Raw genomic sequence first — 24385 nt, forward strand, 5'->3', positions numbered from 1 at the left:
CTGATGGTGACTGTTAAGGATTTATTAAAGCATATATTTGTTTTGTTTACACCAACGATGGCTATAAAAACATTACCTCTTCCCGAGAATGAAACTGAAAGGTTAATTGCTTTACAATCCTATCACATCATGGATAGTGGTGAAGAAAAAGATTTTGATGCCATTGCTTCCATAGCGTCAGCGATTTGCCACACACCTATTTCCCTTATTACCTTTATTGATGAAAAACGGCAGTGGTTTAAATCGCATATCGGTACTGACCTTTCAGAAAATTTCAGAGATTTATCTTTTTGTACCTACACCATCGCCTCCCAGGAAGATATACTGATTGTTCCCGACGCCTCGTTTGATGAGCGTTTTGCTACCAATCCTGTAGTATCTGAAGCCAAAGTTACCTTCTACGCAGGCGTTCCTTTAATAAATGAGGATGGATTTGCGTTAGGCACCCTTTGTGTGCTGGATCAAGAAACGCATAATTTCAGTGAGGCGCAAATTGATGCGTTAAAAGCGCTGGCTAAACAGGTTGTGGATAAAATTGAGCTGCGCAGAAAAGTTACGACGCTTGAAAAAATGAACCAGGAATTAATGAATGCAAATGTGTTGATACAAAAGTTTGCGTCAATGGCTGCCCACGACATTAAAAATCCGTTGAGCAGTATCAAACTAACTTCACAAGCTTTACGAGGTCGCCAGGAAATAATACAAAATGATGGCTGCCTGCGATTAGTGAATATGAATATCTCGGCTACAGATAACCTGCTTACTTTGGTTGATGAGATGATGGCCTATTCTAAAAACCCGGCTTTACTATTGAAAAAAAAGCGGGAGTTTGAGTTAAAAGCTTTGGTGAACAGGTTGTTAAGCCTATTGGTTGTTCCGGATAATGTACAGATCGATTTGCCTATAGCTACGCATAAGGTATACTTTTCTATTATCGCCTTTGAGCAAATCCTGATCAACTTATTAAGTAATGCTATTCGCTATAATGACAAAAATAAATGTGTGATCAAAGTCCGATTCGCTGAAACTGATGAATTTTACCAGTTGGAAGTAGAAGACAATGGATCGGGTATTCCCGAAGAATATTTGGAAAAAATATTTACCAATAATTTCACATTAAAAACTAAGGATCGTTTTAATAATTCTGGTTCAGGTATTGGATTATCAACCGTTAAAGACCTGCTTTATCTTTTAAATAGTACAATTACCGTTAGTTCTACTTACCGTGAAGGCTCAACGTTTACCGTTCGCTTAAAAAAATAGTACCGTCGTCTCAAATTTAAATCCATAATTACAGCATCCCGATAAAACCTGGTAACAAAAACCTTTATCTATGTTTTCCTGATTGTCTCCACTTTACGTTTTCCCTTTCTGAAGCAGTGGGTATCATTTTGGCTTGCAGCACAAAGGCCTGCCTGTTTGCTTTCTTGCAGGCTGTACCATCCGCCATCGCTTTTTTCAGCATCTACCCGGTAAACGCCCCCTGTCAAAGAAATTGTAACACTAATTGCTCCCATTCCGCTTTCAAAGACAGGTCTGGGCGAATTTTCCCTGCTCTGCGATACCAGTAATCAGCGTTTCCTATGTCACCTTCTTTCCGGTGCAGGTAAGCATGAACCCACGCCGATGCCGGATCATTCAACTGATCAACCAGTTCATGCGCTTTACGCCAATCACCTTTACCATCATACCAGAGACTTTTCAACTGCGCAGACAACTCACCAATAGGATGTTCTAAATTTAATGACGCGTTAAATTCCGTTAAAGTTTTCGCTGTTTCTTCCATTTGATTAAAGATAAATAGTAAAACAGTATACATGTATTAAGCTATAAAAATATTTTTACCCCATCCCGGTGTTCCTGAAATTTGCGATTTGATGTCGCCCAGCCTCAAATTCTTTAAATTCGATCAGCGTTTTAGCATTTGTTGCGCCCGCTGCAGGTTATCAATAGCCTGCAGTATTTTAGCTTTTAACTTAGGGTTATAATTGGGATGCTGTTTCAGAAAATCGCCGACAATCTGATAAGCCTCATTAGTTTGGTAGCTGCCAAAGACCGCGCCCAGCCACGATTGCGGAAAAAACACGTCGCCAGTCCGCTGAATTTCTTCAACCAGTTCCAGGCTTTTGCGGAGGTATTTTATAGATGTTTTTTGCCTTAACGGGTGATTTAGATAGCTCAGCGCGGTTGTTACCCAGGCTTCTTTTGCCCTATTTTTACGATCCGCAAGGCTGTTAAAAAAACCGTCGCGCTCCTGCTCACTAAGGGACAGGGCGGACATCAGGAAAGTAAGCCTGTTTTTGCGTTCAGCGTTACTTACCCTGGCTTGCTGCTGTTTCAATACCGAAGTAACTGTATCGCTTTTCAGGGCAATGGAAAGCGCCATAGCGGTATAATCATCTTCGGCCAGTTTAATGCCGGCCGGAGGCTTTTGGGTTAACCATATCTGGTAGATTCGGCTTTTAGCTTCAGAACTTAAATAAACGTTTTGGTAAGCGCCAAACAGTATCTTTTTATTGTTTGGCGCTTTCTGTTGCTCCATAGAGGTCCATAAAGCTTGTTCAACAGTCATGCTTAAAGCTGTCCGCTTCTCGGGCAAAGTAAACGTCCAGTAAACGCTGGTAACATAGCCGGTAAGCAGGCGCAGGTTCATCTCATTTTTTTCGATGCCGATGCCGTGCAGGTAAAGTTTTAATAATTCAACCGGTTTAAAAACACGACCGGCCAGCATATTCTCATACGCGTTAATATAAGCCGATGCCCGCTGCAAGGGGCTTTCCAAATTAAAACAGCTACTGGTCATGGCCCTGTCTGTTGGGAACAGACCATAGCCCACCCCATCGGAATTAAATAAGATGAACGAGGGCTTTGCCAAACCTGCAGCTGCGTTCAGTACAATTTGCCGCGCATTCATGTTTACCGGGATGGTTTTGCTATGATCAGGATAAACCAGTGTGATATTAAAAACCTGTGGCCATATGCGTTGCGCCCCTACTTCAGGATGTTGGCTGATGATTAAACTCCTGATTTTATTCCCGCTATAATTCACTTTAAAATCAAACACCGGCCGGCCTGGCTGGTTTACCCAAACGTTGTTCCAGGTATACAGGTTAGTAGTGCTGTATTTGCTCAGGATGGCGATCAGTTCAGGCCAGGTAGCATTACCATAGGCGTATTTTTTCAGGTATTCGCGTATACCTTTCTGGAAATTATCTTTCCCCATCAGGCTTTCCAGCTGGCGCATCATAATGGGTGCTTTATGATAGATAATATTGCCATAAAGCGAACCCGCGTCCTGTAAATTATCCAGTTGCTGCCGTATTGGATTAGCCCCCGGGGTCCGGTCAACCCCATAGGCTGCCGGATAATGATCCTGCAAAAATTTTAGATTAAACGTTTCGGTCCCCATAAGTTTTTCGGTCACCTTATCGGCCATAAAGTTGGCAAACACTTCCTTCATCCAAACATCGTTGAACCATTCCATGGTCACCAGATCGCCAAACCACATATGCGCTGTTTCGTGCGAGATCAAATTAGACCGCGCGATGAGTTGATCTTTGGTAGCGCCTTCATCTAAAAACAAGCTGGATGCCTTATATTGTACCTCGCCCGGATGTTCCATTCCGCCAAACTGAAAATCGGGTATGGCCACAAAGCCTATCTTTTGAAATGGATAAGGTATCCCCGTCCAGTTTTCCAAAAAGCTAATGGCATCCTGATGAGCTGTGAATATGGAATCAGAATTTAATTTAATTTTGGCGGAATCAGTTTCACGATGCAGGAATTCGGCTTCACAGTTCCCTATCATCTGCCTGACGTCGGCGTATTTTCCGGCAGTGAAAGAGAACAGATAGGTGGGTAGGTTATCCGTAGTACTAAAAAAATACTTTACCTGGTTATCATGTTCTTCGGGTGCCGGCTCGGTTTGCTTTATGCCATTTGCCAGCACCTGCCAATCTTTAGGCACACTAAGTGTCAGTAAGAACTGAGCCTTTAAGCTGGGCTGATCGAAGCAAGGGAATATGGTACGGGCACGGTCGGGTACGGAAAGACTATATAAATAATCGTCGTTGCGATTCAGCGAGGCATCACCTGCACTAAACGTAATCATAATCATGTTTTCCCCAATACGCAGGTATTTTTTATCAATAATGATATGCTCCTTTTCCACGATAATCGGAATGGTGGTATGATCTATCAACTGGATCAGTTTAACATTGCCCGCATCCTGCTTAAAGTCAATTTGCAGCGGCTGATCTACGGATTTCAGTATAAATTGGATCCCGATGTCGCCGGTAACCCGCTCATTTCGTGCAGCCGGTACTTTTAAGCTGATGCGATAAAGAATATCGCTTATTACCGAATGCCTGTACTGCGCCAATTGGTAGGAAACCCCGGCCTCCACAGGCACAGGTTTAACTTTTTGCTGGGCCATTGCAACGGCATTTATAATCAACAGGAATAATATCAGTTTAGTTAATCTCATATTTTATTAATGTCCTAACATTTGTGTAATGGCGCCTATGCTCATCCAGGTCATGGTGCCAACAACCAGCACGCCTAAAATAGTAAGCCATAAAGGTTGTTTGTATGATGCTATGATCTTTGACCGGTGAGCGGCAATTAGCATCACGCCCAAAGCAATGGGCAATATAAATCCATTAATGGCTCCAACTATGAGTAGTATTTTCACGGGTTTGCCTATCGCCAGAAAAATACAGCAGGATACGATAATGAAGGCTATAATGATTTTGCGGTTCCATTTTAAAATCAATGGGCTAAAACTTCTGATAAACGAAACTGAAGTATAAGCCGAGCCCACGACGGAAGATATCCCCGCAGCCCAGATGATCACCCCGAAAAGCTTATAACCAACCTGGCCGGCGGCGAGTTGAAATATAGAGGCCGCCGGATTAGCCGGATCAAGCTTGCCTCCGGCAGTAATTACACCCAAAGCAGCGATAAACAACAACAACCGCATAAGCGACGCTAACCCGATAGCGCTTAAGGCACCCCGATTAACTGCAGGCAGGTTTTGCTGACCGGTTATTCCGGCATCCAGTAAACGGTGTGCCCCGGCAAAAGTAATGTAGCCGCCCACAGTGCCGCCAACAATGGTGAGCACCGCAGTAAAGCTAAATTGGGAAGGATTTACCGCTCGGGCTGTTGCTTCAGCCAATGGTGGGTTACTGATATAGGCAACATATAGCGCCAATGCAATTTTCAGGCAGCCCATGCATTTGGCAAACAAGTCCATGGCCTTGCCTGATTCTTTATAGATAAATATGCCAATGGCCACAATAGCGCTCATAACGGCACCCTGCCCAACGCTTACACCAAACAAAGCATTAAGGCCCAACCCGGCCCCGGCAATATTACCGATATTGAAGGCCATACCACCCAAAAACACCAGGAACGAAATAAAATATCCCAGACCGGGCAAAAGCTGATTAGCAATATCCTGCGCAGGCTTATCAGCTACCGTAATAATACGCCAGATATTTAACTGGGCAATAGCATCCAGCACCACCGAAAGCAATATCACAAAGCCAAAGCTGGCACCTAACTGCGCGGTAAATACAGCGGTTTGTGTTAAAAAACCAGGACCTATAGCTGAAGATGCCATCAGGAAAGCGGCACCTATTAAAACGCTCCAATTGTGCTGCTTTTTCATTTACTGCACCGGAGCTTTAATGCTTACGCCCTCGGCTTTCAGTTTTTCACTGATTTTTTTGGCAAATTCAACCGCATGCGCACCATCGCCGTGCAGGCAGAGCGTTTCGGCCCTTAAGCTGATGCTTTTTTTATTGGTTGATATAACTTGTTGTTGTTTCACCATCATCAGCACCTGGCTGATAGATTGCTGTTCATCGGTAATCAGCGCGTTGCTTTGGATGCGTGGGGTGAGTGAGCCATCGTCCTGGTAAGTGCGATCTGCAAACACTTCCGATGCCGTAGTCAAACCTATTTTTTTTGCCCAGGTAATCATTTCGCTGTTAGCCAGTCCGTATAATATCAATGAGGAATCAAAATCATGCACCGCCTCAGCAATAGCTTTAGCTAAATTAATATCCTTAGCGGCCATATTATATAACGCGCCGTGTGCTTTTACGTGGTGAAGTTTCCCGTAAGCGGCTTTAACAAAGCCCGACAAGGCACCGATCTGGTACAAGGTCATCTGGTAGGCTTCGCTTGCTGAGATCTTCATTTCCCGCCTGCCGAAGCCCTGCAAATCGGGCAGGCCCGGATGCGCGCCAATGGCCACCCCCTTTTTTATCGCCATGCCAACCGTATGCTGCATTACTTCCGGGTCGCCGGCATGGAAACCGCAGGCTATATTAGCTGATGTGATATAATCCATCAGGGTATCATCATTTGGCATGGGGTAGTTGCCAAGGGCCTCCCCCATATCACAGTTCAGGTCTATGCTTTGCATGATATCAATTTATAAATATTTGCTTTGTACAGCTGTGGTTAGCTGATGTAATTGTTGTTCACGTTCAATATACAGCACTTCTGCTTCACGCCGACTAATTTCTTTAAAATAAATGGTGTCGCCCGGTTTTAGCTGGGCGCATAGAGGCATATCCACAGCTACTACCTGTGCTATCCGAGGATATCCCCCGGTTGTCTGGCAATCTGCCATTAAAAGCACCATGCTGCCACTGCCGGTAACTTGTATGGTGCCCGGCGTTACTGATGTACTTAGTAATTCATCATTTTTAAAGCGATGTAGTGCCGCGCCTTCCAAATGGTACCCCATTCTGTTACTTTGCCGGCCAATAATATATGGTGCCGACAAAAAAACGGCGACACTCCGGTCATCAAACCAGCCAAATTCGTTTCCAGGTACCACCTTGATCGTTTTACGGTTTGCTGGTAAAAAACTTTGCGGGGAAATGCTCCATTTGGGATAATTGACCTGATCGCTTCTAAGGCTTTTTAATATTTTTTGTGTGCTGATGGATAGTTTCTCATCGTTTTGTAAGACATCTCCTTTTTGAAGCACCCGGCCATCCAAACCGCCAAAACCAGCGGTCAGGAAAGTGCTTTTGCTACCCAAAATTTCCGGCACATCCCAGCCGCCGGCGACTGCCAAATAGGTACGGATGCCGCATGGATTATTTATTAATTTGATGGTTGTTCCCGATGGAATGAAAAGAGGACGCCCGGCCGGTAATTCCTGTTCGCCTGCTATTAATATCGCTCCATCGCCTGCATAAGCAATCAACAGATCGGTTCCAGCAATAAATTCCACATCGGCATAAGTAAATTCGATGACAGCGGCATCATCTCCGTTACCCACAACCTTGTTGGCAATACGTGCCGACAGCGTATCCATTACTCCCGATACAGGCACCGCCTGCGATAGGTATTGGTAACGCCCCCTATCCTGTATAGTGCTCATGAAGCCGGGCTTTAATATTCGTATCTGCATATTAACCGGCTGTTAATTCCTTAAATTCTTCCGCATCGATAGCCTTAAAGATCACCGTATCGCCGGGCTTTAATAATGACGGCTGCCCGCGATTCTGATCAAACAATCTAAGCGGCGTTCGCCCGATGATCTGCCAGCCGCCCGGTGTTTCCAATGGATAGACACCTGTTTGCTGCCCTGCGATACCGACTGCTCCGGCTGGTACAGACTTTCGTGGCGTTGCTTTGCGTGGTGTGGCCAATCGTTCATCCATCCCGCCTAAATAAGCAAAACCAGGTACAAAACCTATCATATAAACTTTGTAGATGGCTGCGCTGTGTAACCTGACTACCTCCGCTGTGCTGATCCGATGCAGACAGGCTACCTCTTCTAAATCAGGGCCAAAGTCGCCTCCATAACACACCTGGATAGTAACAATATCCCCCTCAACTGGCTTATCCATTTTCTTTCGACTATTCAGATCAGTGAGGTAAGCCGATACTTTTTCAAAGCAGTCTGCGCCCGGTAAATCAGATTTTATCACTAAAACAGGATCGTAAAAAACCGTGAGGGTGGCATACGCTGGCACCGTTGTACGGAAACCGGGGAATGGCCGCCCGTAAAGCAAATTGTTTAAACTATTAACCGCGTTCAACAAATTACCGGCAATTTGTTGCCCAAACTCAACAGTAACGGCTGTTTCGCTTAAATAATAGATTTTAAAGGCTCCGTCAGGCATGAACATATTTAAGTGTAAAACAACCCGGTTTTATTTGGATAAATCTCGACAATACCATTTACAGTTGCAATCATATGCCATTATTCAATAAATTTTATGGAAAATAGTTAATCGTTTGTTTTAATATTCGGATTGAACGCAACACGTGACTAAAAGTTAGTGATTTTTTCAATTGTCGAACGGCCCATCTGTAAAAGTATCGGCCGATGTAGCCAATATCATCTGCTGCAAATAAACCCTGCCGGCGCGGTGAAGAATATTAAAGCTATTATTTATATTTTTTTTTGAGATCCACTTGGTATTATTTGATTCCAGTCACTATACAGCTCAGTTTAAAAAAAATGTTACTTACCTGCAGGAATAATAAGTGTTAACCGGCCAAAAAAGAATGCGCCTAAAGTTCCCATTTGTACCGGCGCATATTTAAATACGCCAAAATAACTGTTATCATAAACCTGTTTATCCGGATAGATATTAAACAGGTTATTTGCGCCGATAGTTAGCGTAACCGGGTTAATAACATAGCTAAAAGAAATATCAGTAACTACCTTACCTTTACACTGCTGCTCTTCCCCAAATGGAAAATCATTACGGTCAACCGCCCCAAAATATACATTGCGCAGGAACACACTAAACTTTTTATAGCTATAAGCTAACGATAAATTGGTTTTGGTATGTGGTGTGCCTTTAACTATAAGAGTGCTGTCATTTGGTGAAAAGAAGATCCGTTCCTGCCCTTTTAACTGGCTGGGTACATGAATACCTGTTATTTTATTGGTGTTGATATTAAAGCCTAATGAGGCATTAAACCTACTGCTACCGCTGTGAATGGTGTAATCGGCCACTACATCGATGCCTTGGGTACGGGTATCCACCGCGTTACTGAAAAACCGGGCAGAGCTTGCACCAAGCGGGTTAATAATATCCTGTATAGCCTGTACCGCGTTTCCATCCGGATCGAACCCGAAACTGCCTGTCAGCACTATCCTGTCTTTAATGTTGATCAGGTAACTATCGGCAGAGATGTTCAGGTTTTTTACTGGTTGGGTTGTAAACCCAAAGCTGTAATTAAGTGATTTTTCCTGCTTTAATTTGGGGATACCCAGTGCTTTGGCCACTGCGCTGTTATTGGTAAAAAAGCCGGATGCGCCTAAAGTATTATCGGGCAGAATATCTGTACTTACGTAGCTAAAGTATTGCTGCTGTAACGATGGTGCCCTGAAACCATTACTTATGGCGCCGCGCAAATTAAAACCACTTACTACCTTATACCGCGTTGCAAATTTGCCGCTCAGCGCCGATCCAAAATCACTGTAATGCTCAAAACGTGTGGCACCGCTGATAAGCCATTTGGATGTTACATCCAGTTCTGCATCTACATAAACGCCGGTATTGTTACGGGCTTTATTAACGGCGTTCTGCGGCGAAAAGCCGGGAAACGACTGTGAGCCGCCGGCCAGTCCCAAAGGGTTTGAAACCGTACCATCCGCGGCAGTTACCAATGCGTAATTTTTCCATGATGCTTCCTCGCCGGCACGGATCTGGTATTTATCTACCCTAAACTCGGCACCGAAGGCCAGGTTTAACCCCTGTAATACATCAAATTTACGGCTGATATCAAAGTTGGTTGTATTTTGTAAAAACTCGTGGCCGCCAGCTTTAAAGCTGGTTGGCGACTTATCTTCAAGCGACGCATTTACGGTATTATTTATAAAATAATCAAACCTGTTATCGCCAAGAGTATTGCTCAGGTCGGCTTTCCAACTGCCCAGCGTATGTTTAAAACCAAAAGCTATTGATCTGTCGCTGATGTGAGATGTAGTGTTAGGCTGGTAACCATCAGGAAAAATACTGTATACATTCACTGTATAATCACTCGGCAAACGGCGGAAACCGTAACCCTCGCCCTGCCGGTAGCTATACCCGCCAAATGCATAAAACTCACCTTTCCCATCGCTGAACGGCAGGCTGAGATTAATGAACGATCCTAAATTTTTGATCTTTGCATCGCCTATTTGAAAATTAAATTTATCGCGGCTCAATCCTTTTTGTTTCAGCATATCATCATCGTATTTGCGTGAAGCTGCAGGATCATTGGTAAAATCGTAAGCGAAAAAGTTATTAAGCGCCGACTGATCAAAAATAATAAGGTTGTTGTTCTGCGCGCGGGTTGTGCGGTCGCGAATGTAGCCTTCGCCGGTAATATTGATGTACCCCCCGTTTTTGCCTAAAGCAGTGCCGTAATTGAGGTTAAGCTGCCCCAATCCCCCATCGCTTTTTGAGCTTACACCACCCGTGGCCGAAGCAAACAGGGCGCCGGTATTTTTTTTGAGCACGATGTTTACCACACCCGCAATAGCGTCAGAACCATATTGAGCCGAAGCGCCATCGCGCAATACCTCGATCCGTTCAATTGCCGAAGCCGGGATCGCGTTTAGATCAGTACCAACAGAACCGTTGCCGATAGTTCCCTGGTTGTTTACAAGTGATGTGGTATGCCTGCGTTTACCGTTGATAAGCACCAGCAATTGGTCGGGCCCCAGGCCGCGGATGCTTGCCGGGTCAATATGTTCGGTGCCGTCAGATGATGACTGCCTGTTGGAGTTAAATGACGGTGACGCGTATTGCAGCAGTTGGTTCAGATCGTTTTGGGGCGTTTGCCGTTGAAGTTTGGCAATATCAAATACATCAACCGGAGCGGTTGTATTTAAGCGTGTGCGGCCCGCGCTCCGGGTGCCCACCAGCACAACCTCGTTCAGCACGTTACCAGATGATGGCTGCAAAGTAATGTCAAATTTGGATGAGCCTGTTATGGTTTGGATATAGGCTTCGTAACCTAACATAGTAACCTTAATGGCTTTATCGGTATTGGCAGCTGAAAAGCGGAAGGATCCGTCTGAACTACTGGCTGTACCCCTGCCTGATGGTTGCGCAATAATAGTTGCGCCATGAACAGGTTTACCGGCGTTATCGGCAATGTGGCCGGCAATTACTTTATCCTGTGCATTGGCAAACATATTGATGAACAGGAAGAACAAAATAGCAGGAGTAAATTTTGTTTTCATGATGATAAAATCAGGAGCAGTAAATAAACTATTTTACATTTTATTTTTTCGATGCCAGCGACACCTCTACACTCCAGTCGTTGCCGCTGCTTATTTTGTGTACATCTGCGAAACTCGCCTGGTTAAGCGCAAATGAAAGCTGCAGCAAGCTATTCAGGTAACTTAAGGGTTTGCCCTGTGCAACGGCGCCAAAGGTTTGACTGTATGGTGCATCGCCCTCATAGGCTTTTTTGCCGCTGTGGTAAATAATAACATGCAAAGCATCGCCGTATGCGGGGTTAAGCTGTTTAACCAAATCATCGCCAATGTTTGTCCAGATGTTCCCGTATTGGATATCAAGAATAGCGATAGTGCCTTTCAGCTTTCCTCCCTCAAACGCAGCCTTTTGATAAGGGATATTGACTACCTGTTTTGGCAGTACAGATCCAACTTGCTCAAAGCTGATCACCCCGGCAGCTAAACGGGCAGCCGTGTAAGCGTACACATCCCGGCCGTGAAAAGTATAAGATTTACCAGAATCCTTGCGGCGGTTAACGGCCTCGTCTATCTCCCTGATCTCCGCTATTCCAAAAGTCTCGGCTACCAGCGTGAGCGTGCCGTTATCAGGGGTAACTATAAACTGGCCTGTATTGATTTTCAACACTACCGATTTACGGGCTGTACCAACTCCGGGGTCAACAACCGAAACGAACACAGTACCCGCCGGCCAGTAGTTTATTGTTTGGAACAGCCGGTAGGATGCCTCCCAAATATTGTAGGCTGGTATTTCATGAGTAAGGTCATACAATTTCAGATCGGGCGATACGCCGTTGGCTACGCCTTTCATGGCCGAAACGGCACCATCCTTTAGTCCGAAATCCGATTGGAAAACAACGATTTTATTTTGTGCCACAGCGATACAACTGAGTGCCAACAAAAAAATAACACTAAAAAATTTAAATATATGTTTCATAATAAGGTATTTAACTAAACTAGAAACTACTTTTACCTGGCCATCTGGCTAATCACTTGCTGGGTCTTACTGTTTTCTTCGGGCACCCGATGTTTATCCTGATCCAGGTGCTGTAAGGCGCAAATGAACAGACGCTGATAATTCCTTCCCCTTTGAATTTTGCCGCCACTTCTTCAGAAGGCTTTTCAATATCAAAAAATACAAAATTAGCCTGTGAGTAGGTCATTTCATTAAATTATCAATTCAAAAGTTTCACCGTATCTGCACCTCGCTCCTATGGCGGCCATCTTATCCGGCCCATTACTACTCTACTGTTCAGTAAACGGGTAATAGAAGCTTAGATATAAGGTAATTATAGAGCAAATTAATAATCAATATGCAGTAAAGATAAATAATCTATAATAACTATAGATGTTGTAGCGTGTGATTTATGGTATAACTTGTCATTTTTTAACGCCGACTAATTAAATCCATCATCGCTATAGACAAGGTGTAATCCATCCTGACCGTTATCTTTAAAATAGGCAACTAATTCAGCTACATTGTTAATAAAAGCATAACACAAGGAAGTCGCTAAAACGATATTCGCCATTTATTTTTGCTGCCGCATGGCAAACTTCGAAGAGATTACAAATGATATTGATTTGGTTGCCGCCATGCAAACCAACGACCAGCATGCTTTCCGGCAGATTTATGACCGGCACTGGAAATCATTATACCTGCGGGCAGCCAAAAATGTGGGCGAAGATGAAGCCAAAGACCTGGTGCAGGAAGTAATGGTATCGCTGTGGAAAAGGAGACACCGAATCAGTGTTATAAAGGAAGAGGATTTAAGCAAGTATCTTTTTACCGCGCTAAAATACAGAACCATTAGTTTTTACACCTATGCATCCGCTCAAATAAAAAAAGCAGAATCACTGGACATCGCTTTTGAAGCGGCCCCGGATACGCTGATGGAAAATAAGGAATTAGGCAAACTCCTGGATACGGCCATTAACAATATGCCCGAGAAGATGCAGCTGATCTTCAGGATGAGCAGAGAGGATGACATGCCCATTGCTACAATTGCTGCACAACTCGACCTGTCTGAACAAACGGTTAAAAACCAGATCACCCAGGCACTCAAAAGGCTTCGGTCGGCTGTTCTCGATCACCAGACAGGTGATTGGATACTTCCCGTTGTTTTTTTGCTTTACACCTCCCACAAGTAGAAAACTTAATACAAACTTAACACATCGCGTATAGTACCAAAAGCTGTTTGCTTAGATAATAGGTCAAAAGCACAGCTTATGGACATCCTTAAAATAAGGGAAATATTTAAACGCTACTTAGCAAACAAAACCTCGCCGGCCGAAAATAATAAGATAGATGCCTGGTACAATAAACTGGATGAAGAATTACCGGTTGCCCTGGACAGAGAAAAGGAGCAGCAAATTAAAGAGGACATCTGGCTATCCATCATGCCTCAACTTAACAATAATGGCGCTGCTGTTAAAAGTATAAACTACCAATGGTTAAAAATCGCGGCTACCATGCTGCTGATAAGTTCCGCAGGCTTTCTTTTCTGGAAACATAGTCAACCCGAAAAAAAATCAACTTTAGCAATAACGGGCTATAGTACCATCAGCACCCAAACGGGCCAACGCAAACGGGTTAATTTGCCCGACGGTACTGTTATTACTTTAAATAGCAGTTCCTCTATCCGCATAGCCAATAGCTTTAAATCAACAAGAAATGTAATTATTGAAGACGGCGAAGCTTTTTTTGATGTAAAACACGACATTAATCACCCCTTTATCATCAAAAGCGGGCCCTTAACCACCCAGGTATTGGGTACTGCTTTTAATATACGTGCCTATAGCGCGCTTAATAAATTATCGGTTGGCGTTACTCAGGGTAAAGTGGGTGTAATGCTTAAAAATAAAGCAACGCAATACCTGGTCAATAATCAGCAGTTGGTGTTCGATAAAAAACAGGCACGCCTTACGATGTCATCGCTCGATCAACAAACTTTAACATGGCAGCAAGGCAACATGGTATTAAACGATGCCAGCTTTGCCGAGATGGCCATTTTAATGGAGAAGAATTACGGGCTGCATATTTCAACCAATGAAAAACGCGTGTTCTTAAACCACTTCACTGCCACACTCAGCACTTCTATGCCGGCGCTCAAAGCCCTTGAAGTTATTACAGCCATACATCATTTAAAAATTAAACAAAGGAGGGACACCATAGAAATTTTCCGATAAAACAAAGAGAGACGGTTGCTGCAAACAACCATCTCCTTTAAAAGCCGGATCACCGGCAATGCTTCAAATCTTTCACAATCAAAAGCCATACAATGTATGAAATTAAATTTTAATCAAGTTATCATTAAAGCAATGAGATTTACTTTTGTGTTACTTACGGTAATCACAACTGCTTCCCTCCTGCTTCCGGCGCATGCCAGCAGCGGGCAGATCCTCGAAAAAAGGGTTTCTGTCGATATCAGGAATGCGTCCATGGAAGCTGCCATCCATGAACTACAGGAGCAAAGCAGCATCAACTTCGCCTACGACCGCCAGCTCATCAGCAGGTATACGGGCGTCAGCCTCAATTTCAGGAACGAAACCCTGGAAAATGTGCTTAAAAAGCTACTTACCCCACGCTCGCTTGGGTTTAAAGAGGTAAACGGCATTGTGGTGATCAACATGCTCAGCAGTACCGGGATCAAACAACAACAGCCAGGCAAACTTAGCGGCAGGATCACCGACGAAAAAGGCCTGTACCTACCCGGCGCTACGATCAGGATCTTGGAGCTGAACAAAGGGATTCAAAGTGACGACAACGGAAATTATCTGCTACAAGCTCCCGCGGGTGATTATTCCGTGGAAATAAGTTACATCTCCTATCAAAGCAGGCGATTTGAACATGTAATCATCAAAGCCAGCGAAACAACCGCCCTGGATGCCCAACTGTTACCGGCTGCAAACGGATTGAATGAAGTGGTTGTTGTTGGTTACGGCACGCAAAAAAAGGTGAACCTGACCGGAGCGGTTAGCCAGGTAGATTCTAAAGTGTTTGACGACCGACCAGTAGCGGGTATCGCTCAGGCCTTACAGGGTGCTATCCCAAACCTTAACATCACTTTTGGCGATGGTCACCCCGGCAGCCAGGGAAAATTCAACGTGCGTGGTTATGCCTCTATTACCAACGTAAGTGGTTCACCGCTGGTATTGATCGATGGCGTGCCGGGCGACGTGAACATGATCAACCCGCATGATGTGGAAACGGTATCTGTTTTAAAAGATGCGGCCTCATCTGCCATATACGGCGCAAGGGCAGCTTTCGGGGTGATTCTCATCACCACCAAAAAAGCAAAAAACGGAAAAGTATCCATCAATTTCGGAAGTAATTTCAGCCTGCAACAGGTGGCTACCAAAACCGATTTTATAACCGATGGTTACACCCAGATGAAACTGGTTGACGAAGCATTTTCCCGCAATGTTGGTAACAGTTACAGCGGTTATACAGCCGATGATTATGCCCAGCTTAAACTAAGGCAAACCGACAAATCCCTGCCATCAGTTGTAATACAGAACCGGAACGGGCAGAACCAGTATGTATATTACGGCAATACAGACTGGTGGCATTTCCTGTTCAGGAACACCACACCAGCTATGGAGCATCATTTAAGTATCACCGGAGGCAATGATAAGGTAGATTTTTTACTATCGGGCAGATATTACCAGCAAAAAGGCATCTACCAGTCTGACCTGCGGGAAGATGTTTATAATGCTTATAATTTCAGGGCCAAGGTCAATGCGCACCTGTCTAAATGGCTGACCGCCTTTTCCAATACGCAGTTTGCCGCCAACGATTATGTTTGGCCTGCCAATGGCTACAACTCCAATAACCCTGGTTTATATAATCATGCCATGGCCGCTTATGTTCCGCAAAATCCAGACGGGACTTTCACATACCGCACCAACCTAAATAACTATGGTGCAAATGAATATGCCGACTTACAGAATGGCAAGAGCCTTGGCGGTACCAAAAGTTACGACATCACCAACGCCCTTGGCTTTAACGCGCAGATCACCAGGGGACTGGTATTAAATGGCGTTTACTCCTTCCAGCTGAGCCCCTACTCCGATTTTCAGCGTAAAACACTAATCCCATGGTCAATTAACCCGGGAGTGATCAACTATGAAGGTTATGACCAGTTAAAAGAAAGTACGCAGCTGAACCAGCATCATTCCGTAAATATTTACGCAACCTACGAGCAAAAAATAAAAGATCATAACTTTAAGATCACAGGGGGATACAATTATGAATTGCAGAAGTACAAATCAAACAGCACCCAACGCCAGAACCTCCTGTCAGAAGACCTGAACCAGATAGACCTGGGCACAGGAGCACAGCAGGCCGGCGGCAATGCCAGCGAATGGGCCTTACTGGGTTATTTCGGCAGAATCAATTATGACTATAAAAGCAAATACCTGCTGGAAGTTAATGGCAGATATGATGGCACCTCGCGATTTCCAACCAAAAGCCGTTTTGGTTTCTTTCCTTCAGTATCAGCAGGATGGCGCGTTAGTGAAGAAGATTTCTTCAAAGTGCTTAAACCCGCCGTATCCGAGTTTAAGTTCCGGGCCTCCTACGGTTCATTAGGTAACCAGGATGTAGGCACAGGCAACAGTAACCTGTACCCTTATATCCCGGTTATTACCTCTGCCCTTTCCAAATGGATTGTGAATGGCACCCAGCAACAAACCTTAAGCTCGCCAAAACCGGTTGTGCCTGATTTCACCTGGGAAAAATCGACTTCCCTTAACCTGGGTACAGATATGGCTTTCTTCAATAACCGGCTGCAAACATCATTTGACTGGTATGACCGCAAAACCACCAATATGCTGATCAATGGTAAAACATTACCATCGGTATTCGGCGCAGATTCGCCAAAGCAAAACGCCGGCGACCTGGATACCAAAGGCTGGGATATCACCATCAACTGGAAGGACAATGGAACCATCATGAATAAACCCTTTGGTTATAACTTTGGGATCGTATTATCGGATTATAAAGCGAAGATCACCAGGTTTGACAACCCCAACGGTTTGCTTAACAACTTTTATGTAGGGCAACAGCTCGGCGAAATGTGGGGCTACAGTATTGATGGCTTTTTTAAATCAGACGAGGAAGCTAAAAACTGGAAGATTAACCAGGATTATGTTGACGGCCAGCGTACCGGTTCGCCCGGAGAATGGGCGCAATTGCATGCGGGCGATCTAAAATTTAAGGATACCAATGGCGACGGCGTGATCAACGATGGCAAGAATACAGTGGCCGACCATGGCGACTTGAAAAAGATCGGCAATTCATTGCCCCGCTATTCTTTTGGCATCAATGCCGGTTTCAACTATGGCAATTTCGATCTTTCGCTATTTTTCCAGGGAATAGGCAAACAAAACTGGTATCCTAATACAGAAGCAGGTATGTTCTGGGGTACCTTAGGCAGACCATATTCGTCTTTTATACCTAAAGATTACGAGAGCAAATTATGGACACCACAAAACCCTAACTCATATTTCCCTTTAAACAGGGGTTACGCGGCATATTCAGGGGGCGAGCTATATTACAACAACGACAAGTACCTGCAGAACCTGGCCTATATCAAATTAAAGAACGCGACACTGGGCTATAACCTGTCTTCTCACATCATTAAAAAGTGGAAAATTGAGCGCATGCGTTTTTTCTTCACCGGCCAAAACCTGTTCACCCTAACCAAACTCAAATCCAAATATATCGACCCGGAAGCGATCACACCTGATGCCTCGGATATTGGCGCCAGGGGGTATCCTTTCATGAAGACCTACACCCTGGGATTAGATGTCACCTTTTAACAAAGAAACACACATGAAAAAGATCTTATACATGGCTTTCGCGGGCATGCTCCTGCTGTCTGCCTGCTCCAAATCACTTGACCGGGAACCGCTTTCCCAGATATCTCCGGACAAAAGCTTCAACTCAGAAAACGAGCTTCGGCTTTACGTACTATCATTTTATGATAAAATGCTGCCTTATTCTGATTACGAGGATAACGGTTTTACCAGTCTGTACGGAGAAAACAGCGACAACATAGTATTAAACTCGCTTGACCAGAAAGTTACCGGCAATCGCCTGGTACCCGTTTCAGGTGGCGGTTGGACCTGGGATAACCTGCGTAATGTTAACTATTTCCTCCAGAATTACAGCCGTGGAGGACTTAGCCCAACCATTACTGATAAATATGTAGCTGTAGCCAAATTTTTCCGGGCATATTTTTATGCCAATATGGTATCCCACTTTGGCGATGTGCCCTGGTATTCTAAACCTATCGATGCTACAGACAATACGGCGCTAACCAAAGCCCGGGATCCCCGTACTTTGGTAATGGACTCTGTACTGAATGATATAGATTTTGCCATAGCACATTTACCGGTAACACAATCGCCCGTTGAGGTGAGTAAGTGGACAGCACTGGCCCTTAAATCAAGGTTAGGTTTATTTGAAGGCACATTCCGCAAGTACCACACGGAGTTTAAACTTCCCGACGCCGAAAAATTCCTGAAAGCCTCTGCCGATGCAGCGGCGCAAGTGATAGACCAGGGTCCTTACACCGTTTACAGCAGTTCAGCCGATAAGGCTTACACCGATCTATTCAGCGCTTTGAATGTAAATACCACTGAAGTGATCCTGGCAAGGCCTTACAGCGCCAGCCTGCAGCTAACGCACAACGTTAATTATTACACGGTTTCACCATCATTTGGTAAGCCAGGACTGGAAAAACGCCTGGTAAATAGCTATCTTATGAAAGATGGGTCCCGATTTACAGACAAAGCAGGATATGCAACCATGCAGTTTGCTGAAGAAACCAAAGACAGGGATCCCCGGTTGGCCCAAACCATACGCACACCCGGATATAAGCGTGTTGATGGCACCAATGTACTTGCCCCTTCCTATTCAGGTACAGTAACCGGATACCAGCTCACCAAATTTGTAACAGCCGCGGCGAACGACGCCAATGGCAAATCGCCAAATCCGCTGCCCATTTTCAGATATGCCGAAGTGTTGTTAAACTATGCCGAAGCGAAAGCGGAACTGGGAACTTTAACACAGGCTGATCTGGATAAATCGGTTAAGAAACTAAGGGATCGTGTAGGTATGCCCGGAATGATTATGGCCACATCAAACATCTCCCCTGATCCTTATTTAGCTTCACAATATAACAATGTAACCGGCTCAAATAAGGGGGTGATACTGGAGATTCGGCGTGAACGTCGTATTGAACTGGTGATGGAAGGATTTAGGTATAACGACCTGATGAGATGGAAAGAAGGACACCTGCTTACCGATCAGTTTAAGGGCGCCTATTTTCCAGGAGCTGGCAGTTATGATCTTGACAGGGATGGCAAAACAGATCTGGTCATTTACACCGGCGATCAGCCCAATATTCCTAACGCGCAGTTCTTAAAACTGGGAACCGATGTTTCCCTCGAGAACGGAACAGCCGGGGGCAACATTGTGATTAACCCCAGCACCCCCTAAAAAATTTAATGAAGCCAGGGATTATTTATTTCCCCTGCCCACCCAGGACCTGTTGCTTAATCCAAACTTAAAGCAAAACCCTAACTGGTAATAAACTTAAATACAGCTGTGCCGCAAGCCGGCGCAGCTGTAATTAATCCATCTTATTTGCGTTGGTGGTGCTTTACAAACGTGCTGCTATTCACAAATCGCCGTTTATTCTTTTTTCCGAACATGCGACAGCCGTCATTTATAAATTTTTTATAAGCCTGAGAAACTTCCTGTAACAGTAATAGCAAACGGTTATTCCGCCATGGGTAAACTGGCATCAATCAACACTTCCCCTTTAAAACTTTAACCAATATAGCTATGTTTACCCGATATGCCAGCCCTTGTCCAACTCATTTCCCAATACATCGCCCTATTAGAATTTGTGGATGAACAGGATTGTGGAAAAGACAGCAAACCGTCAAAATTATTGGAGCGCAAAGATAGTATCCCTGGCTAAGTGCTTATTTTTGATAAGGAGAATTTTAAAAGCATGAAACAAACCGACGCTATAGCGCTGATCAGTAAAGGATTTACGGCCGGTTCAGCGCAACGCTGGGCTGATTTGGGCTGCGGCGGAGGAACGTTTACCGGGGCGCTTTTTCACCTTTTGCCGGCGGCAAGTGAGATCTGGGCTATTGACCGGCAAATCCAGCACCTGGATATTCCGGTGAATTTTACCATGGCCAATTTTGAAACGGATGACCTGAAATTAGCCGGTCTCGATGGCATATTGATGGCCAATTCGCTCCATTATATACGGGACAAGAAAAAACTAATTGCTAAGCTCGGGGCTTATTTTTCAGGATCTCCGGCTTTTCTGATTGTTGAATACGATACGGACAGCGCCAATCCCTGGGTACCCTATCCCCTTTCCTTCCCAAGTCTTGACACCTTGTTTACAGCACTGGGCTACAACCAGATCACCAAACTGGCCGAGCGCCCATCTGCCTATAACCGCGCAAAGATCTACGCCGCGCTTATTCAGCGATGAGCGTTTTGATATGCCTGCTGATCCCAGCAGTGCCAATCCCGCTGAATTAAATGATAATTTTGCGAAGTTTTAAACTATAAGTGATTCGTATTTTTATAAACCATTATAAACGTCTTAATTGTCAAATACCTATACATCAAGAAATGATGAAACGTACGCTGCTTTCTTTATTGCTATGCTTTACTATATATGCCGTTCAGGCTCAATCTACATTAGATGAACAGGATAAGGTCAAATGGTTTACCAATGCCCGTTTCGGCATGTTTATTCACTGGGGCTTATACAGCGCGGCTGAAGGCATATGGAAAGGTGAACGTTTGAGAAACGGTAATAATTATGCAGAATGGATCCGCTATCGCAACCGCATCTCCGAAACAGAATATGTCCGATTAGCCAAACGGTTTGATTGGGATAAAATAGACCCTGAACAATGGGTGCTGCTGGCTAAAAAAGCAGGCATGAAATATATCCTCATTACCGCGAAACATCATGACGGGATCGCTATCTGGAATTCTAAGGTAAGCGCCAACAACTTGAGTAAACTCAGTGGTACAGACAGGGATGTGCTGAAGGAGCTGGCCGCGGCCTGTAAAAAGCATGGTATGAAGCTGGGCTTTTATTATTCGCACTGGCTCGATTGGGAACATCCGGATGGCTGGGATCACAACCAGGAAATAACCGGACGTATTACAGATGAGCAATATAATAAATACTGGCAGGGCAAAGTTTTGCCGCAACTACGCGAACTACTCACCAACTATGGGGACATTGCCATGATCTGGTTTGATATGTGGGTTGATTATAAATCAACGATTGTAAAAAAAGAGCAGCTGGACCAGGTGATCAGCCTGATCCATGAATTACAACCAGCTTGCCTGATCAATTCAAGGCTGGGTTTACCGGCAAATTATCCGGGCATTGATTTCGAAACGATGGGCGATAACCAGCTGGGAGCGGTTTACACTAGTCACCCCTGGGAAACATCGGGAACCATCGCCAATTCATGGGGGTATAATGCCCTGGAGAACGAGTACAAATCCACCAGCCAGTTACTGCAATCGCTTATAGGTAATGTCAGTCTCAACGGGGGATTCACTTTAAATATCGGCCCGCGGGCCGATGGCTCGGTTCCCTATGAAGACCAGACTAGGTTGGATGAAATGGGTGCCTGGCTTGACAAAAACGGGGAATCTGTTTACGGGTGTACAGGTCTTGGCTTACGGCCTGATCAGCACGACTGGGGACGGATCACGACAAAAACACTGGATCATAAACAGATCGTTTACCTTCAGGTATACAACTGGCCCCTTGACAAGATACTACGTTTAACCGGAATTTTATCCAAGCCTGAAAAAGCCGAACTGATCACCGATGCCGGCAAGGTGAACTTAAATTTTGTTCAAACAGGCCCGTACACCCATATCCAGTTGCCGAACGCTGCAGGGGACCATCTCGTGTCCGTCATCGCATTAACATATCCGCAGCCGGTAGAACTTGATGAAAAAGTAGCAGCTGAATCCACATTCGGCGGGATGGCTTTAACCGGATCTAATACTTCGGAAAAAATGTCATCGTATAAAAATGTGCCTTTTGACGGTTTGCGCCCCTCCCACCTGTTTATAGATAAAACCGGCGTATTGACCTGGCGGGTATACATACCAGGGCCGGGAACCTATAACGCAGATCTATCCTACCACCATAATTCGAAAACCGCTATGCAGGTAAAAATCAGTGTAGGCGATCAACAACGCTTACAATCATTGAAACCAACCGGAAAAGTAGTTGTTGAGCCGCATGAAAGTTATACCGATGAATTTGTAAATAACCAGATCGGCGAGTTCGTTTTTCCTAAAGAAGGCTTTTATGACATCACTTTAACGGCGCATCCAAAGGAACAAGAAAAATTATTATTAAACAGGATTTGGCTCAGTAAGAAACCCTGAGACAGTATTTTTTGGCCTCCCCACTAGGGGAATATCCTTTGCTTAAATATTATTAAAAAGAAAGCAACGGGCCTGCATCTTATGCAGGCCCATATGCGGTTCAAAAATTTAATATAATCACTTAGCTATCTTGTATAATTTACCGCCATCGGTGGCGGCGTAAATAGCACCGTCTTTACCGGTAGCTATACAGCGCCAGCGTTCGTTTTTATCCGCCAGCAAACGCTCTTCGCCCACGACTTTGTTATTTTTGATAACCAGGCGAATGATGTGCTGTCCGCTCAAAGCGCCTACGAAAAGGTTATTTTTCCATTCTGCAATATTGCCTGTATAAAACATCATGCAGCCAGGGGAAATAACCGGGTCCCAATAGTAAACCGGCTGTATCGTGCCTGGTTTTTGTTGTATCCCTTCATAAACCTTTTCTCCACTGTATTCGATACCATAAGTAACAAAGGGCCAGCCATAGTTACCGCCGGGCTTGATCAGATTGATCTCATCACCGCCACGTGGGCCAAATTCGGCCTCCCAAAGGCCGCCGGTAACAGGGTTAATGGAAAGGCCGTCCGGGTTACGGAAGCCATAGGCATATATTTCGGGTTTGGCACCCGCTTTGCCAGCAAACGGATTATCGGCAACAGGTTTTCCCTCTTTGGTGATATGGATGATCTTACCGGTGCTCGCTCCCAGGTCTTGTGCTTTTACGCGAATATCGTCCGATTGCCGGTCGCCCGAGCTGACGAAAATATTACCTTGCTGATCAAAAATCAAACGCGAACCAAACTGACCGGCGCCCTGATAACGCGGATAAGCTTCCCAGATCACTTTTACATTTTCCAGCCTGGTTTCATCAGCCGATAGTTTGCCCTTGGCCACTGCCAATGTAGAGCCTTTGCCGGGTTGAGCATAGGTCCAGTACAACATGCGGTTTTTGGCAAAATCAGGATCAATATTAACATCAAGCAATCCACCCTGGCCGGCATACTGTACCTCAGGGAAACCGGTGATGGTTTTAGCAATTTTTCCGTCAGTTGTTAGTATTTGCATAGTTCCCGGCTTACTGCTGATGAGTAAACGGCCGTCTGGTAAAACGTGCATACCCCAGGGACTTTTCAGCTCGGTGCTGATAACGTTAACCGTATAGGGCGTTTTAGTTTTAACGCTGCCCATACGCGTTTGCCCGGAAAAGGCTGGTTTATACAGGCTATTGGCCTTATTTTTTTCCACCGGTTCGCCGGTCTGTGCCATACCAACTGTACTGAATGATAACAAGACGATACCTGAGATCAACACTTTATTAACTTTTAAAAACATCCTATCGATTTTGGGTTAGTGTGAGGCAAGTTACACTGTTACGGGCTATAAGTTGAAATGCAACACGTTTTTTACGGTATAGCCAGGGCAATGCTCCAGGTCAGCCAAAATCCCCCTGGTATTTTACCGTCACAGCTCATCATTTCCCATTGCTCGAGATTTTCTTAAGCCACACAAAAAAAAGAAATTATAGAAATTTGGAGCTATGCAAATAGCCGTTCTTGACGATTACCAGAACATAGCCTTAACCATGCCCCGCTGGCCGGCCCGCGCAGAACGCGCGCAGCTGACCGCTTTTAATGACCATATCAATGATTTAGCCGCGCTGGTGGCCCTTTGAAACACCGTGCATCACGCGTGAACGC

The 24385-nt window shown here is 44.8% G+C and carries 18 protein-coding genes; 9 read left to right on the forward strand and 9 right to left on the reverse strand.

From position 1 onward, the window contains the following. Nucleotides 1–57 precede the first annotated feature (57 nt). On the forward strand, nucleotides 58–1263 hold the full coding sequence (locus tag AC1D0K_RS02615; RefSeq protein ID WP_477393077.1) for a GAF domain-containing sensor histidine kinase: 1206 nt from the start codon (nucleotides 58–60) through the stop codon (nucleotides 1261–1263). A gap of 223 nt (nucleotides 1264–1486) precedes the next feature. On the opposite strand, the gene AC1D0K_RS02620 is transcribed toward AC1D0K_RS02615, so the two are convergent. From AC1D0K_RS02620 to AC1D0K_RS02655, 8 genes are all read right to left on the reverse strand, one after another. After that, nucleotides 1487–1786 carry a hypothetical protein gene (locus AC1D0K_RS02620; RefSeq protein ID WP_477393079.1) on the reverse strand — a complete coding sequence of 100 codons (300 nt, stop codon included), beginning with the start codon at nucleotides 1784–1786 and terminating at the stop codon, nucleotides 1487–1489. 123 nt (nucleotides 1787–1909) lie between these two features. Beyond that, on the reverse strand, nucleotides 1910–4486 hold the full coding sequence (locus tag AC1D0K_RS02625; RefSeq protein WP_477442438.1) for a M1 family metallopeptidase: 2577 nt from the start codon (nucleotides 4484–4486) through the stop codon (nucleotides 1910–1912). Nucleotides 4487–4492: 6 nt separating this feature from the next. Continuing rightward, the gene (locus AC1D0K_RS02630; RefSeq protein ID WP_477399603.1) at nucleotides 4493–5674 is read right to left on the reverse strand and encodes an NRAMP family divalent metal transporter; all 1182 of its coding nucleotides are present in this window, start codon (nucleotides 5672–5674) and stop codon (nucleotides 4493–4495) included. After that, nucleotides 5675–6436, reverse strand: a complete 762-nt coding sequence (locus AC1D0K_RS02635) for a LamB/YcsF family protein (RefSeq protein ID WP_477399602.1) — start codon at nucleotides 6434–6436, stop codon at nucleotides 5675–5677. A 9-nt stretch (nucleotides 6437–6445) separates the two neighbouring features. Further along, a complete protein-coding gene (locus AC1D0K_RS02640) occupies nucleotides 6446–7438 on the reverse strand; it encodes a 5-oxoprolinase subunit C family protein (RefSeq protein ID WP_477399600.1) in 993 nt (330 codons plus the stop codon). A 1-nt stretch (nucleotide 7439) separates the two neighbouring features. Next, the gene (pxpB, locus tag AC1D0K_RS02645) at nucleotides 7440–8156 is read right to left on the reverse strand and encodes a 5-oxoprolinase subunit PxpB (RefSeq protein WP_477442440.1); all 717 of its coding nucleotides are present in this window, start codon (nucleotides 8154–8156) and stop codon (nucleotides 7440–7442) included. Nucleotides 8157–8500: 344 nt separating this feature from the next. Continuing rightward, a complete protein-coding gene (locus AC1D0K_RS02650) occupies nucleotides 8501–11221 on the reverse strand; it encodes a TonB-dependent receptor (RefSeq protein ID WP_477398343.1) in 2721 nt (906 codons plus the stop codon). A 40-nt stretch (nucleotides 11222–11261) separates the two neighbouring features. Next, complete coding sequence (locus AC1D0K_RS02655) at nucleotides 11262–12173, reverse strand: SAM hydrolase/SAM-dependent halogenase family protein (RefSeq protein WP_477398345.1); 912 nt, start codon at nucleotides 12171–12173, stop codon at nucleotides 11262–11264. A gap of 608 nt (nucleotides 12174–12781) precedes the next feature. Between AC1D0K_RS02655 and AC1D0K_RS02660 the strand changes: the two genes are divergently transcribed. The 7 genes from AC1D0K_RS02660 (at nucleotide 12782) to AC1D0K_RS02690 (ending at nucleotide 22706) form a co-directional block, all read left to right on the forward strand. Then, on the forward strand, nucleotides 12782–13384 hold the full coding sequence (locus tag AC1D0K_RS02660; protein WP_477398347.1) for an RNA polymerase sigma factor: 603 nt from the start codon (nucleotides 12782–12784) through the stop codon (nucleotides 13382–13384). A gap of 78 nt (nucleotides 13385–13462) precedes the next feature. Next, on the forward strand, nucleotides 13463–14422 hold the full coding sequence (locus tag AC1D0K_RS02665) for a FecR family protein (protein WP_477442442.1): 960 nt from the start codon (nucleotides 13463–13465) through the stop codon (nucleotides 14420–14422). Nucleotides 14423–14554: 132 nt separating this feature from the next. Then, complete coding sequence (locus AC1D0K_RS02670) at nucleotides 14555–18058, forward strand: TonB-dependent receptor (protein WP_477442445.1); 3504 nt, start codon at nucleotides 14555–14557, stop codon at nucleotides 18056–18058. 13 nt (nucleotides 18059–18071) lie between these two features. Continuing rightward, nucleotides 18072–19742, forward strand: coding sequence for a RagB/SusD family nutrient uptake outer membrane protein (locus tag AC1D0K_RS02675; RefSeq protein ID WP_477398353.1), 1671 nt, complete (start codon nucleotides 18072–18074; stop codon nucleotides 19740–19742). Between the two features lie 34 nt (nucleotides 19743–19776). After that, nucleotides 19777–19833: a hypothetical protein gene (locus AC1D0K_RS02680; protein ID WP_477398359.1), complete on the forward strand. Its 57-nt coding sequence runs from the start codon at nucleotides 19777–19779 to the stop codon at nucleotides 19831–19833. 429 nt (nucleotides 19834–20262) lie between these two features. After that, nucleotides 20263–20763 carry a class I SAM-dependent methyltransferase gene (locus AC1D0K_RS02685; protein WP_477398355.1) on the forward strand — a complete coding sequence of 167 codons (501 nt, stop codon included), beginning with the start codon at nucleotides 20263–20265 and terminating at the stop codon, nucleotides 20761–20763. Nucleotides 20764–20906: 143 nt separating this feature from the next. Then, nucleotides 20907–22706 (forward strand): alpha-L-fucosidase, encoded by a 1800-nt coding sequence (locus tag AC1D0K_RS02690; protein ID WP_477442447.1) that lies wholly within the window; start codon nucleotides 20907–20909, stop codon nucleotides 22704–22706. Nucleotides 22707–22823: 117 nt separating this feature from the next. Here AC1D0K_RS02690 and AC1D0K_RS02695 read toward each other — a convergent pair whose 3' ends face one another. Next, nucleotides 22824–24020, reverse strand: a complete 1197-nt coding sequence (locus AC1D0K_RS02695; RefSeq protein ID WP_477397574.1) for a PQQ-dependent sugar dehydrogenase — start codon at nucleotides 24018–24020, stop codon at nucleotides 22824–22826. 205 nt (nucleotides 24021–24225) lie between these two features. Between AC1D0K_RS02695 and AC1D0K_RS02700 the strand changes: the two genes are divergently transcribed. Continuing rightward, nucleotides 24226–24360 (forward strand): hypothetical protein, encoded by a 135-nt coding sequence (locus AC1D0K_RS02700; protein WP_477397576.1) that lies wholly within the window; start codon nucleotides 24226–24228, stop codon nucleotides 24358–24360. Nucleotides 24361–24385: the final 25 nt, after the last annotated feature.

It is taken from the genome of Mucilaginibacter sp. P1_A3, assembly GCF_056406855.1.